Annotated in this window: 12 protein-coding genes, 1 tRNA gene and 1 riboswitch; of the genes, 5 read left to right on the top strand and 8 right to left on the bottom strand. The window is 70.1% G+C overall.

Annotated features, from left to right (window positions below):
* Positions 1-61 precede the first annotated feature (61 nt).
* Together IF22_RS0114070 and IF22_RS0114065 are read left to right on the top strand one after the other, a co-directional pair.
* A complete protein-coding gene (locus tag IF22_RS0114070; RefSeq protein WP_081883823.1) occupies positions 62-1,111 on the top strand; it encodes an LD-carboxypeptidase in 1,050 nt (349 codons plus the stop codon).
* Positions 1,112-1,124: 13 nt separating this feature from the next.
* Positions 1,125-1,691, top strand: a complete 567-nt coding sequence (locus tag IF22_RS0114065; protein WP_051708461.1) for a 2'-5' RNA ligase family protein — start codon at positions 1,125-1,127, stop codon at positions 1,689-1,691.
* Positions 1,692-1,736: 45 nt separating this feature from the next.
* Here IF22_RS0114065 and IF22_RS35005 read toward each other — a convergent pair whose 3' ends face one another.
* Together IF22_RS35005 and IF22_RS0114055 are read right to left on the bottom strand one after the other, a co-directional pair.
* Positions 1,737-2,819: a hypothetical protein gene (locus IF22_RS35005; protein WP_156057556.1), complete on the bottom strand. Its 1,083-nt coding sequence runs from the start codon at positions 2,817-2,819 to the stop codon at positions 1,737-1,739.
* Complete coding sequence (locus IF22_RS0114055; protein ID WP_051708459.1) at positions 2,809-3,342, bottom strand: SigE family RNA polymerase sigma factor; 534 nt, start codon at positions 3,340-3,342, stop codon at positions 2,809-2,811. The genes IF22_RS35005 and IF22_RS0114055 overlap by 11 nt, the downstream gene beginning before the upstream one ends.
* Before the next feature lie 311 nt (positions 3,343-3,653).
* On the opposite strand from IF22_RS0114055, the gene IF22_RS0114045 reads away from it, so the two are divergent.
* Positions 3,654-4,940 (top strand): DUF11 domain-containing protein, encoded by a 1,287-nt coding sequence (locus tag IF22_RS0114045; protein WP_030332012.1) that lies wholly within the window; start codon positions 3,654-3,656, stop codon positions 4,938-4,940.
* A 199-nt stretch (positions 4,941-5,139) separates the two neighbouring features.
* Here the strand turns inward: IF22_RS0114045 and IF22_RS0114040 are convergent.
* Together IF22_RS0114040 and IF22_RS0114035 are read right to left on the bottom strand one after the other, a co-directional pair.
* Positions 5,140-5,213 (bottom strand) — tRNA-Gly (locus IF22_RS0114040).
* Positions 5,214-5,473: 260 nt separating this feature from the next.
* Positions 5,474-6,031: a pyridoxamine 5'-phosphate oxidase family protein gene (locus IF22_RS0114035; protein ID WP_030332010.1), complete on the bottom strand. Its 558-nt coding sequence runs from the start codon at positions 6,029-6,031 to the stop codon at positions 5,474-5,476.
* 99 nt (positions 6,032-6,130) lie between these two features.
* On the opposite strand from IF22_RS0114035, the gene dcd reads away from it, so the two are divergent.
* Positions 6,131-6,709, top strand: a complete 579-nt coding sequence (dcd, locus tag IF22_RS0114030; protein WP_030332009.1) for a dCTP deaminase — start codon at positions 6,131-6,133, stop codon at positions 6,707-6,709.
* Between the two features lie 57 nt (positions 6,710-6,766).
* Here dcd and IF22_RS0114025 read toward each other — a convergent pair whose 3' ends face one another.
* The gene (locus IF22_RS0114025) at positions 6,767-7,807 is read right to left on the bottom strand and encodes a C40 family peptidase (RefSeq protein ID WP_030332007.1); all 1,041 of its coding nucleotides are present in this window, start codon (positions 7,805-7,807) and stop codon (positions 6,767-6,769) included.
* Positions 7,808-7,820: 13 nt separating this feature from the next.
* A riboswitch (cyclic di-AMP (ydaO/yuaA leader) is annotated at positions 7,821-7,956 on the bottom strand.
* A gap of 235 nt (positions 7,957-8,191) precedes the next feature.
* Between IF22_RS0114025 and IF22_RS0114020 the strand changes: the two genes are divergently transcribed.
* Positions 8,192-10,174, top strand: a complete 1,983-nt coding sequence (locus IF22_RS0114020) for an N-acetylmuramoyl-L-alanine amidase (protein WP_030332005.1) — start codon at positions 8,192-8,194, stop codon at positions 10,172-10,174.
* 55 nt (positions 10,175-10,229) lie between these two features.
* Here the strand turns inward: IF22_RS0114020 and IF22_RS0114015 are convergent, their stop codons facing one another.
* From IF22_RS0114015 to IF22_RS0114005, 3 genes are all read right to left on the bottom strand, one after another.
* Entirely contained in the window at positions 10,230-11,243 is a 1,014-nt protein-coding gene (locus tag IF22_RS0114015; RefSeq protein ID WP_245233623.1) for a C40 family peptidase, read from the bottom strand.
* A 167-nt stretch (positions 11,244-11,410) separates the two neighbouring features.
* Entirely contained in the window at positions 11,411-12,412 is a 1,002-nt protein-coding gene (locus IF22_RS0114010; RefSeq protein ID WP_030332002.1) for a hemolysin family protein, read from the bottom strand.
* Positions 12,405-13,718, bottom strand: coding sequence for a hemolysin family protein (locus IF22_RS0114005; RefSeq protein ID WP_036411511.1), 1,314 nt, complete (start codon positions 13,716-13,718; stop codon positions 12,405-12,407). Before IF22_RS0114005 ends, IF22_RS0114010 begins: the two co-directional genes overlap by 8 nt.
* Positions 13,719-13,793 lie beyond the last annotated feature (75 nt).

Genomic DNA, 13,793 nt, shown 5'->3' with positions numbered 1-13,793 from the left:
CCGCTCCGCCGACGGTCCGAAATGAGGTGCGGAGCGGCGGGCAGAACTGTTGGATCACGACATGGTGCATGAGCTCGTTCGTCCTCGAAAAGCCCGCCCCGGGGACCACCTCGCGGTCCTCTCGCCGTCCTTCGCCGCGGCCGGCGCCTATCCGGCGATCCACGAACAGGCAATGCGACGGCTCGCCGACCTGACCGGTCTCGTACCGGTCGAATACCCCACCACCCGCCAGGTGGGCGCGAGCGCGGCAGCGCGGGCGGCGGACATCAACGCCGCCTTCGCAGACCCCCAGGTACGCGGCATTCTCGCCGTCGTCGGAGGGGACGACCAGATCACCGTCATCCCCCACCTGGACGCCGACCTGGCCCGAGCCGACCCGAAGCCGTTCCTCGGCACCAGCGACAACACCAACCTGCACCACTGGCTCTGGGGCCTCGGCATCGCCAGCTTCTACGGCGGGTCGTCCCAGGTGCACCTCGGCCCCGGGCCTGCCGTTGACGACGTCCACGTCCGGTCGCTGCGAGCGGCCCTGCTCACCGGGGAACGGCTGGAGGTCACGGATCCGGGTGAGTCCGAGGACATCGGCATCGACTGGGCAGATCCGCAGGCGTTGAAGTCCTTCGGCGAGCGCGAACCGACGCAGCCGTGGAGTTGGTACGGGCCGTCGCGCTCGGTCACCGGCCGCACCTGGGGTGGCTGCCTGGAGGTCATCCAGTGGATCCTGACGGCGGGACGCTTCCCGTTTCCTCCCGAGGCCCTACAGGGCGGGGTGCTGCTCATTGAGACGTCGGAAGAGCTCCTTCCCGCCCGCGAGGTCGGTTGGATCGTCCGATCACTCGGTGAGCGCGGTCTTCTCAGCGCCGTCGACGCGGTAGTGGTCGCCCGTCCGCCGGTCTCCGACCACAACCGTCGACCCGCGGCCGAGGATCGGGCACGGCTTCGTGAGCAGCAGCGGGACACGGTCGTCGACGTGGTGACCCGCTACAACCCCGAGGCGGTCGTCTGTGGCGGCGTCCCGTTCGGCCACACCAGACCACAGTGGATCCTTCCCCACGGGGGCCCGGTCACCGTTGATGGCGTGCAACGGCGAATCTTCGCCGACTACCGATAGGAAACCGCAGGGTATGGAGCCGACGCAGACGGCGCTCATCGTGCCGATACCCGAGGCCGAGGAGGCGGTCGGCAGGTTCCGGGCATCACTCGACCGGGCCGCCTCATGGGGCGTCCCAGCGCACGTGACAGTCCTCTACCCGTTCCTGCCACCGCAGCAGATCGACGAGCGGGCCTTGGCCGCGCTGCGTGACACCATCGCCGGGATACCTCGGTTCGACGTCGCACTGACGCACGTCGACTGGTTCGGTGACACGGTCCTCTGGCTTGCTCCGCAGCCACATCGGCCCTTCCGCGACCTCACCGGGGCAGTGTGGCGACGGTTTCCTGAGGCACCCCCGTACGGCGGGGCGCACAGCGACGTGGTGCCGCACCTGACCATCGGTCACGACGCCGACAAGCCCGTGCTGACCCACGCGGCGGAAACCGTCGCCGCGCACCTGCCGATCAACGCGGCCGTCGACAGGGTCCGGCTGATCGCCGGCACACCGGACGTCAGCCCGTGGCGCACCGTCGGTGAGTTCCCGTTGGGCCCACCCCCAGCGGCAACTGGTACGGGTCTCCAGGCGGTCTCGGCCTGACGTCGAGGCGCGGCCCGGACATCCCCGGATGCCTCGCCCGACAGGTCACGGCTTGTCGATCAGCTCGATCAGCGCGGCGTCGCCCTGTCCGATGGTCCGTTGGTCGGGAGCGACTCGCACGGTGATTCGGCGGCAGCCGTCGAGTTCCACGTAGGTGCGGGGCTCGCTGGTGGTCAGTGGGATCAGCACAGCGAACCGGCTCGCACGGGTGCTGCACGGGTTCGCCGGTCGAGACGCCCGCAGCGCACCCTCGATCGCCGCTCGTTGGTCCTCCGGCAGCACCGTTCCGTGCGCGAACTCGCCGAGTGGCTCGCCGTTCCCCTGCCTACTCTTCGGCACGTAGTAGACGCAGAGGCGGACCTGCTGCCCAGCGGGGAACGGCTCTGGCAGGGCACGGGCTTCACGGTCGGCCACCAAGGATGTCATGTTGACCTCGCGCTGGCTGCAACCCGCTCTGGCCGAATCGCTCTCGGCGACCGGACGGGTCGCCACGGTGGTCAGCGGTAGAGCATCGAACGCTGCCCGGAAATCGTCCGGCAGATTGTCGTGGCAGGAATCGAGTGGTATGCCGGGCCGCATCCACCGGCCGTCCGCGTCAACGAGCGCGAGCCAGGGTGCCTCCTGCAGGACCGCTCTGCAGGCAAAGCCGGGATTATCCGGCGCGTCGGGCCGGCGGAGGGCGGCGACGAGGGCGGCGAGGGCGGTGGCGTCATCGCTACGCCGCTCCGTCAAAAGCCAGTCGGGCCGGACAGGAGGACGCTCCACCCTGCAGACGACGACCGTGGTGGGGATGAAGTCATCGCCGAGACGGGGCAGGGCGGCTGCTTCACTGGTCGGGACACGGAAGCCACGCGTGACCATTTCCGGTGCGGCCTCCACGCACGATGTCCACCGCCCCTGACCGGCGGAATCGGCAGCCGTGTGCGGTGAAGGTACGCCGTTGAGTATCTGCGCCCCTCCGACGCCCAGGCCAACGACCACTGCCACGGCGAGCGCTGCGCTTCCGATCAGGCGCTGCCGGCGCCGGCGGACCCGCCTGGCCACTTCGACGACCCGGTCCGGTGGCGGTGTCAGTGGCGGAACGGCGCTGGTCAGCAGGAGCCTGATGTCCTCATCTTCATGCGTCACTTCGCGACCTCCAGGCGGCGAACAATTCAAGATCCGGATCGGTACGCAGAATCCGTAAAGCGCGGAAGGCCTGCACCTTTACGGTGTTGTGCGAGCAGCCGAGCACTTCCGCTGTCCGCTGCACCGTCAGGTCCTCGACGTAGCGGAGCACCACGATCGCCCGCTGCTGCCGGCTCAGCCGGGCCAGTGCGCGGCGTACGGCGTCCCGGTCGGCGGACTCCCCGGCCATGTCGCCACGTGAGGGCTGGTCCGGCGGCTGGCTCGGCACCTCACTGCGCCAGCGCCGTCGCCACCAGGAGACGTAGGTGGTGAACAACGCTCTGCGCAGGTACGCCTCGGGATGCCCGGCGCTGTTGATCGTGGCCCAGCGCCGCCAGACATCCGCCAGGACCGTCTGCAACAGGTCCTCGGCCCGCCCGGCATCACCGGTGAGTAGCCAGGCCGAACGCAGCAGCGCATCGGAGCGCGCCGCGACGAACTCGGCGAAGCCCTCCGGCGGTGCCAGTTCCCGGGGTCGTTGCATGGTGTGTGTCCCTCCCACCACCTGAACGCTCTGGGAGACCAGCGAGGTTAACGCGGGAAGGGCGAGGTCTTCGCGGTCTTGTAGCGCCGCCGGGGTTGCTGGCGTTGCTGACCGCAACAACATTGCAGGCGGGTGGCCTGGTTTGACCCCTGGTTGTACGACCTTGTGGCCCGTGGATGGCCCATCGCTATTCGGGAGCCCGCCGGCGCGACGTAACGATGGTCATGATCTTGGCGCTCTATCGGATGGACGCCGACGATCCCGAGGACCGGGCCGCTGGCCCGGTCGATCCCCTCCGACGTTAGGACCTGATGTCCGTTCAATTCCGCTCCACCCGCCAGCACCTGCTCCGTAGCAGTCTCCTGGTCGGCGCGCTGGCCGGGCTCGCCACCGGCCTGCTGCCCACCGGCCCGGCGGGCGCCGCCCCCTCCCGGGCGGACCTCGTGGTCGCCGCCTCCGTCGACACCGTCGAGGTGCCGGCCAGCGGTGGCTGGTCGACCCTTACCCTCGACGTACGCAACTCCGGCACGAAGGCCAGCCAGGATGTGACAGTGGCGTTCACGCTGCCGGCGGGCGCCTGGTTCTCCTCCGACGGGTTCGTGATCCCGCCGAGCTGGAGCTGTGACCTGCAGGGCACCGCGACCTGCGTACACGCCCCCCTGGCCGCCGGGGAGATCGCCGACACGCTGAACCTGCCGTTCGGGCTCCCGCCCGGCACAGCCGGAGACGCGGTGACCGTCACCGCCACGGCGAAGACCGGTATGGAGTCGTCGACCGCCAACAACATCGGCCAGGCGAGCGTGCGCTACATCCCCAGCACGATGGACCTCGAGTTCGTGCCCGCCGCAACCAGCCAGCAGCTCCTCCCGAACGAGTATGTCAATGTTTCCACGTCTCTCCGGAACTCCGGGAACTCCCCCTCGGGCGAGGTGACCGTCACCATCCCGGTGCCGGCCGGGATGCAGGGCTCGGAGATGTCGAGCGAGGGGTGGGACTGCGCGTTCGGCGACGGCGTCGCCGACGGCCGGACTGGCTGGCGCTGCATCCACAGCCCGCTGTGGCCGGGCGAGACGAGCGAGCAGCTGTACTACGGCGGGATCCTCACCTCCACCACCGTCGGCGACGTCGTGACGATGGAGGCGACCGCGGCGACGACGTTGCCGGAGACGACCCTGGAGAACAACACGGCGCGGCACACCGTCACGGTCGAGCAGGGGGCGATCGTCCGCGGCACCGTCTGGGTGGACGGCAACAACAACCGCGTGTGGGACACGTGCGAGGTGGGCGCCCCGGTCGGCTACGAAGGGATCTACCGCATCGAGGTGGCGACGCAACCCGGCTCGTCCGGCTCCGGCGGGCTGACCACCATCAATCCCGACGGCACCTTCACGGCGTACGTCCGCCCGGGCACCTACCGGGTGCAGTTTCACGTGTACGACCCGCACGAGTTCATCGACTCGATCGACTCGGACCTGATCTACTACTGGAACGAGACCGGTGGCGCCAACTACGGCCACACCGACTGGGTCACCGTAGCTACGGGTGACGAGGTGACGCTGGACGCGGGCGTCAGATCACGCTGGATCCAGACCTGCTGATATTCCTCGGCGCCGTTTCGGCGCGCCCGGGCGGTCCGGCCTTTGCGGCCGGGCCGCCCGGATCTCGTCGTGGGCCTATCGGCACGGTGTCCGCTCGACCTTCTGGCTACCGGCCTGTGGATGGCCCGCCGGGTGCTCGTGGCCTGGGAAACGTCGAAGGCCCTGGCTGGGACTCTCGTCCTGACCAGGGCCCTTCGCGTGGAGCGGGTGACGGGAATCGAACCCGCACTGTCAGCTTGGGAAGCTGATGTTCTGCCATTGAACTACACCCGCAAGCGGCACCACTGTACCCGAGTCGTCGAGCCCGTGCACCCAGGTACCCCCGCCGGCCGCGGGTGTCCGCATACCGCACAACCCTGGCCGACCCGGGTTGATCCACTCGGCTTGCTGAAAATCGGGGCGTCCGAAGCGCCGGGACACCGCGGTTTCACGGAAACCGAGTTGATCATGCGGGGTGCCGGCGGCGGGCGTACGTACAGCCCGGTGTCGGCTCCGTCCTCACGGAGCCGACACCGATGATCTTCCAGTCGTGGTCAGGCGGCCGTGCACTGGACGTCACGGCTGAGGCGGGTCGGGCGCGTCGGCGGGACGGCCAACGGGGTGGCCACCGCCGACGGGGCGTTTGGGTCGAGCCAGACCCGCACGGCCGGCCGACCCGGCGCGAGGCCGGGAACGCCCGCGATGTGCTGCTCACGGCGGGTAAGCATCGCCACGTCGATGGTGAACTCGAAGAGCCGCCAGTCGACCTGCGGCTCGGCGCGGGCGCTCTGCGCCAGCTGCGCCACCCGGACCGGATCGGTCACCGGACGGGCCCGCCCTGCCACGTATGCCTCGTCGTCGCTCTCCTCGGCCGGGAACGAGTGCAGCGCGTAGCGGCCGTCCCGTTCGAGGTCACGGCGCTTGGGCGAGTCGATGATGAAGCAGAACAGCCCCTCGGCGGTGATGACCGGGGAGACCGGATGGACGCGGGGCCCGCCGTCGGCGCGGACCGTGGCCAGATAGCCGAAGCCCGGCCCGTACTGCTGGAGGAGAACGCGGATCCCGTCGGCGAGTCGGGGCTCGTCGGCGGCGAATTCGGACCAGGAAGCCATGTGAGCATTCTATCGAACAAATGTACGAGCAGCGACCTCGACGCGCTGGTCACCGGCACCGAATCCGGGCACTTTCGGCAACGCGGCTATGGTGGTCCGATGCTGCTCTCCGACCGCGACCTGGTCTCCGAGATCAAGGCCGGCACGCTGGGCCTGGAGCCGTTCGAGCCCACCCTGGTCCAACCGTCCAGCATCGACGTCCGACTCGACCGGCTGTTCCGGGTCTTCAACAACCACCTCTACACCCACATCGATCCCGCCATGCAGCAGGACGACCTGACCTCGGCGGTCGAGGTCCCCGACGGTGAGCCCTTCGTGCTGCACCCCGGGGAGTTCGTGCTCGCCTCGACGCTGGAGGTCATCTCGCTGGGTGACCAGCTCGCCGGCCGACTGGAGGGCAAGAGCTCCCTGGGCCGGCTCGGGCTGCTCACCCACTCCACCGCCGGCTTCATCGACCCGGGCTTCTCCGGTCACGTGACGCTGGAACTCTCGAACGTGGCGAACCTGCCGATCACCCTGTGGCCCGGCATGAAGATCGGGCAGCTCTGCATCTTCCGGCTCTCCTCGCCGGCCGAGCACCCGTACGGCTCGGTGGTCTACGGCTCGCGCTACCAGGGCCAGCGGGGGCCGACGCCGAGCCGCGCCTGGCAGCACTGGCGCACCTGGCCCACCCGCTGAACCACGACGACGAGGGCCCGCCGCGACGGATCGCGGCGGGCCCTCTCGTCACCCGGGTCAGCCCGGTCGGCCGTAGCTGTGGATCGGGCCGTCGTCGACCTTCTTCATCTTGACCGGTTGACCGGCCTGCGAGGCGTGCACCACCCAGCCGCCGCCGACGTACATGCCGACGTGGTGGATGTCGCTGTAGTAGAAGACCAGGTCGCCGGGGCGCAGGTCGCCCCTGCTGACGTTCTTCGTGACGCGGCTCTGCGCGGCGGCGTTGTGTGGCAGCGACACGCCGGCCTTCGCCCAGGCGGCCAGCATCAGCCCGGAGCAGTCGTACGAGTTCGGACCCTCGGCACCCCAGACGTAGGGCTTGCCGATCTGGGCGCAGGCGAACTTGACAGCGGTGCCCGCGCCGCCGCCGGGGTAGCTGCCCGGGCAGGGCGCCGGGCGCAGTGGGCCACCGCCACCGTTGCCGTACACCTTGAGGCGCAGCTTCTGCAGGCGGTCGATCTCTTCGTTGATCTGCTTCTTCTTCGCCGCCAGCTGAGCTTCGGTGCGGGTCAGCTGGGCCACCATCTCGTCCAGCGGCGCCTTCTGCGCGGCCAGCTGGTCGCGCAGGTCGGCGACCTCGCGTACGTCCTTCTGCTGGTTGTGCGCGAAGCGGTCGAGCATCTCGAGCTGGCCGACCACCTCGCTGGGCGACCGGCTGCCCAGCACCGCGTTGACGGTCAACACGTTCTCACCCTTGTAGGCGCGTACGGCCAGGGCGCTGACCTTGTCCATCGCGGCGTCGACCTGGCGCTCCAGCGGGGTGATCCGGGCGGCCAGCGCGTCGGCCTGCTTGCGCTTCGCGGCGAGGTCGGCGCGGGTGGCGTTGTGCCGTTCGATGATCGGTTCGAGCTTGTTCCAGTCGGCGTCGATCTGGCGCTCGATCTCGGCGACCGACGGGTCGGCGTGGGCCGCCGTGGCACTGCCGGTCAGGACGACGGCGACGCCGGCCAGGGCGGCGAGTGCGGTGGTGAAGCGGGACCAGCGTGGGCGCGGCACGATCGACGTCGGGCCGGCTGATGCCGACCGCTCGGACGACGGCCGCGGGGCATGGAGTGCCACCGGGGTTCCGTACTCCTTCTTCCTGACCGCCTACCGGGTTAGCTGACGGGTTCGGGCGGGAAGTCGGCGCCCTACCGCAGTGGCTGCGGATTCACCCCGAGGGACCTGGGTCCCCGGTTCGCTCGGAAACGACTCGGCGGTGTCGGTCCGTTACCGCCCGGGCTGGGCGGAGCTGCTGTCGGCCCGACGAATGACCAGAGTAGAGACGCTTGTTACCGATCCGCAACCCGCACGGCCGTGACACTCCGTACCGATTGGACGAGGTCACCGACCGTGTGTGAAGAATTCTTTCCCCACGCTTCGATAGATGGAAAGGTATTGACCTGACCTCCCGGACGGCGCGATGGTGACCTGACCTCACTCCGCGAGAATCTAGGGGGTTCGATGCACCATCCAACCCTGTCGACGGGCTGGCGCGCACTGCTCGCCGCCGCCGTGGTCGCCGCCGCCACCACGGTGCCACTCTCCGTCGGCCCGGCCGCCGCCGCGTCCACCACCGACCGTCAGCAGCAGTACGCCGCCGCGGCCACCGAGTACGGGGTGCCGACAGTCGTGCTGCTCGCCGTCTCCTACCTGGAGTCCCGCTGGGACACCAACGCCGGCACACCGAGCACCAGTGGCGGCTACGGCCCGATGCACCTGACCGACGCCCGCCACGTGGCCGCCCTACCCGGGCGCGGTCACCACGACGCCGGTGCCGAGGACCCGCGCGGCGACGACTCGCGTCCCGCCCGGGTGCCCGCGCCCCGACCGGTCGAGGCCCCCGCGCCGTCCACCGCCGCGTTGCAGACCGTGGACGCCGCCGCCACGCTGACCGGCGTCGCCCCCGAGGCACTGCGCACCGACGCGGGCCTCAACATCCGGGGTGGGGCGGCGCTGCTCAGCGCGTACCAACGGGAGCTGGACGCCCCGGTCGGCGCCGACACCAACCCGGCCGCCTGGTACGGCGCGGTGGCCCGCTACTCCGGCGCGGACAGCGCCGACGCCGCCGCGGCCTTCGCCGACGAGGTCTTCACCACCATCGGCGCGGGCCAGTCCCGGGTGACCGACGACGGCCAGCGGATCACCCTGCCGGCCCGCGCGGTACGGCCCGAGCGTTCCTGGTTGGACCGGCTGGGCCTGCGCCGGCTGGCCCGCCCGGACGGGGTGGAGTGCCCCCGCACCATCTCGTGCGAGTGGATCCCGGCACCCTACGAGGCGTTCGGCGACGGGGACTACGGCAACCACGACCTCTCCGACCGGCCCGCCCGGCAGAAGATCGAATACATCGTCATCCACGACACCGAGGCGAGTTGGGCGACGACCCTGCGACTCGTCCAGGATCCGACCTACGTCAGCTGGCACTACTCGCTGCGCTCGGTGGACGGGCACATCGCCCAGCACGTGAAGACCAAGGACGTCGGTTGGCACGCCGGCAACTGGTACGTCAACGCGAAGTCGATCGGGCTGGAACACGAAGGCTTCGCGGCGCAGGGGACCTGGTACACCGAGGCGATGTACCGGACCTCGGCGAAGCTGGTCCGGCACCTGGCGCTGCGGCTGGGCATCCCACTGGACCGCCAGCACATCATCGGCCACGACAACGTGCCCGGCACCGTCGCCTCCACGGTGCGGGGAATGCACTGGGATCCGGGACCGTACTGGGACTGGACGCACTACTTCGACCTGCTGCACGCACCCCGACTGGACACCGGCACCCCGGCCACCGCGCTGGTCCGCATCGACCCCGACTACGCCACCAACCAGCCGGCGTTCACCGGTTGCGTCACCGCCGGCGTGCCGTGCGCACCGCGCGGCTCCTCGGCGGTGGTGCTCCGGAGCGCACCGTCCGCGGACGCGCCGCTGGTCAACGACGTCGCGCTCCGCCCGGACGGCACCCCGAACACGATGGCCGTGTCCGACCACGGGGCCCGGGCCTCCGCCGGGCAGACGTACGCGCTGGCCGGCCGGCAGGGCGACTGGACGGCGATCTGGTACCTCGGGCAGCGGGCCTGGTTCCACAACCCGCCGTCCGCGCCGACCGCCAGCTGGACCGTCGGCGTCGTGGCCACCCCGAAACCCGGACGGGCCACCATCCCGGTGTACGGACGGGCGTACCCGGAGCAGGCGGCGTACCCGGAGGGGGTGCCGTACCAGACGATCTCGCCGTTGCAGTACACCCTGGCCGCCGGGCAGCGGTACGCCGTCGGCGCGGTGCTGGCCGGCGAGTACTACCGGGCCAGCACGTTCGACGGCTCCTCGCCCGGTGACTGGACGGTGATCCGCGGCAAGAACCGCTACGCGCAGATCCAGTTCGGCCACCGGATCATGTACGTCGACCTCGCCGACGTGCAGCTGTTGCCGTCCCCGTTGGGCGCGCCCCGCTGACAACCACGACGGCCCCCGGTCGGTGACCGGGGGCCGTCGTGTCGCGTCAGGTGGATCAGCCGGGTCTGCGGAAACCGGCGATGGGCATGGTGGTGATGCTGGACACCTGCACCGGTTTGCCGGCGCGGGGCGCGTGCACCATCTGGTTGTTGCCCAGATACAGCCCGACATGACTCAGGCCGGAGAAGAAGAACACCAGGTCACCGGGGCGGGCGTCGGCCCGCGCGATGGCCTTGCCCTCGTTCCACTGGTCACCGGTGTGGTGGGTGAGGTAGATCCCCGCCGCCTTGTAGGCGTACTGGGTCAGCCCCGAACAGTCGAACGAGTTCGGGCCGGTGGCACCCCAGACGTACGGCTTGCCGACCTTCCCGCAGGCGGTCTTGATAGCGGTACGGGCCGCCTCGCTGACCACCCCGTTGATGGTCGGGCAGGCCGCGGTCTTGACGGTGGTCTTCGGCATCGACGCCTCGAGCTGCTTGATCTCGGCGTCGATCTGCTTCTTCTTGGCCGACAGATCGTTCTGCTGCTTGGTCTGGGTGACGATCAGCGCGTCCAGCTTCTGCTTCTCGCCGTCGTACTTGGCCCGCACGGCCAGCACACCCTCGACCTCCTTGCGCTCCTGCGCGGCGAGCCGGTCGAGGATGGTGAGCTGCTCGGTGAGCGTGTCCGGCTTGGCGCTGACCAGCAGCGCGCCGATGTCGTGCGACGGGCCCGAGATGTAGTAGCGGGAGGCGAGGTCGCCGACCCGGTTGAGCGCCAATTCGCTCTGCAGCGCCAGCGGCTCGATCTTCTTCTGCAGGTCCGCCGACTTCTTCCGGTTGACCTTCAACTGCGCCCGGACCTTGTTGTACTGCTCGATGGTGGGCTCCAACTGCTCCCACTTCTTGTCGATCTGCGCCTCGATCTCGTCGACCGTGGGCGCGGCATGCGCCGGCGCGGTCAGCAGACCGGCGCCGACCGCGGCAGCAGCGACCAGGACCAGCACCCGATGGGCGGCGCGGCGCAGGCCACCAGAGCGAGCAGACGCATTCAGGTCGTGACGATGAGGGGGCATGGTTGCCACCGGCACCGACTCCTTTGCAACCGACCGCCGGGCGCCTCGCGTGAGGGAAGGGCCGAGGCAGACGACCCACAGCGGTCGGTGCCCCACATTAGGGAAGCGCGCAGCGGTAATCAAGGCGGGCGCAGTAACCATCACTGTCGTGCAACCGCTTGCACACCAAGGGTATTGGCCCATCACCCAACGATTGCGGTCAATACGTCGTCAAGAGTGACCACACCGAGAGGTCGTCGCCCGTCGCTGACCAGCACCATGTGCCGCCGCTCCCGACGCATGGCCAACAGCAGGTCGGCCAGCGTACGTTCCGGCGGCACCACGGCCAGCGGCCGGTAGACGTCGGCCGGTACCGGCGACCGGCGACCCTGCCCCGCGTACCCGAGCACGTCCTTGACGTGCACAAAGCCGAGCACCCGGCGGGTCGACCGCTGCACCACCGGAAACCGGGACCGGCCGGTCCGGGTCGCCAGCACCTCCAGCGACGCCGGCGAGACGTCCTCGGCCACCGTCACCACCGTCGACCACGGTTGCAGCGCGTCCGCCGCCGTGCGGTCGTGCAGGGCCAGCGCGCCGGTGATCCGCGCGTGCTGCTCCGCGTCGAGCAGCCCCTCGGTCCGCGCCTGGGAGACCAACCCGGCCAGTTCCTCGGCGGTGAACACCGTCTTCACCGCCTCGGACGCCTCGATCCGCCAGAATGCGAGCACCCGCCGGGCCGCCCATTTCATCGCGAGCAGCAACGGTTTGGTGGCCACGCAGAACGCCAGCATCGCCGGCCCCAGCCAGAGGGCGGAGACCTCCGGACCGGCCAGCGTGATGTTCTTCGGCACCATCTCACCGACGACCGTGTGCAGAAAGACCACCACACCCAGGGCCAGCACGAACGCCACCGGGTGCACCGCCCGTTCCGGCAGGCCGATCGCGTGGAACGGCGGCTCCAGCAGGTGCGCCAGCGCCGGTTCGGCGATCGCCCCCAGCCCCAAAGAGCAGACCGTGATGCCGAGCTGCGCGCCAGCGATCATCAACGGAATCTGGTTCATCGCCGACAACGCCCAGCGGGCCCGTTTCGACCCGGCGGCCAACGGTTCGATCACCGTCCGACGGGACGCGATGAGCGCGAACTCGCTGCCCACGAAGAACCCGTTGCCGAGCAGCAGCAGCACTGTCACCAGCAGCTCAGTCATCGTCGTCCGGATCCGCCGGGCGCACCACCCGGACCTGCTCGATCCGGTGCCGCTCCACCTCCACCACTGTGAACTCCCACCCGTCCGCCTCGACCGTCTCACCGGCGAGCGGGATGTGCCCGAGCTGGGCCATCAGGTACCCGGCCAACGTCTCGTACGGCCCCTCGGGCAGCCGGAAGCCGGTCTGCTCGGCCAACTCGTCGGAGCGGAGCACCCCGTCGACCAGCACGGTGCGCTCCCCGCCCGGCACTGTCAGCTCGGCCGACCCGTCGTCGTCCACGCTCGCCGGGTCGAACTCGTCGGCGATCTCCCCGACCAACTCCTCGACGAGATCCTCGACGGTCACCACACCGTCCGTGCCGCCGTACTCGTCGACCACGATGGCCAGGTCGGCCCCGGCCGCCTTGAGCGCGGCCAGCACACCGTCCAGGTTGAGGCTCTCCGGCACGTACACCGGCTCGCGGGCCACCGAGCCGACAGTCGTCGACGCCCGGTCGGCCAGCGGCACACCCAGGGCGTCGGGCACGGCGGCCACGCCGGTCACCAGGTCCAGGGTCTCCTCGTACACGGGGAACCGCGTCCGCCCGGTCCGCCGCGACTCCTCCAGCAGCTCGGCCACGGTGGCTGTGACGCGCAGCGCTACCACGTCCACTCGGGGAGTCATCGCCTCGGCGGCCCGTTTGTCACCGAAGCGGATGGTGCGACGCAGCAGCATCGCGGTGTCGGTGGGCAGCGCCCCGGCCCGCGCCGAGATGCCCGCCAGCAGGCCCAGCTCCTCCGGCGAGCGGGCGCTGGCCAACTCCTCCTGCGGCTCCACACCGAGTGCCCGGACAAGGCGGTTCGCCGAGCCGTTCAACCCTCGGATCAACCAGCCGAACGTCCGGGAGAACGCGTGCATCGGGCCGGCCGTGGCCAACGCCGCCGGCATGGGCCGGGCCAGCGCCGCGTTCTTCGGCACCAACTCGCCGAAGAGCATGGAGATCAGCGTGGCCAGGGCCAACGCGAGGAACGGGGTGAGCCGCTCGGTGTTGTCGCCGGCGATCGGGCGCAGCAACGGGGCGAAGAGGCGAGCCAGAGCCGGCTCGGCCAGGTAGCCGGTGAGCAGCGCGGTGATGGTGATGCCCAGCTGCGCCCCGGAAAGCTGGAAGGAGAGTTCGCGCAGCGCGGCGCGTACCGTCCGGGCGGCCTCGTCGCCCGCGACGGCCCGCCTGTCGATCTCCGCCCGGTCGACGGTGACCAGGGCGAACTCGGCCGCGACGAAGAACGCGTTGCCCGCGGTCAGCGCTACGAAACCGACCAGGGGCAACAACGTCGTCAAGAGTAGGCCGTCGATGTCGCGTCACCTCGGCGAGATTCTTGCACGACGGCGGCGGCCCGCAGG

This window comes from Micromonospora parva (assembly GCF_000718515.1).
GTDB lineage: Bacteria > Actinomycetota > Actinomycetes > Mycobacteriales > Micromonosporaceae > Micromonospora > Micromonospora parva.
Note: the sequence above shows the minus strand (reverse complement) of the source record. Positions and strands in the feature narration are given on the sequence as shown.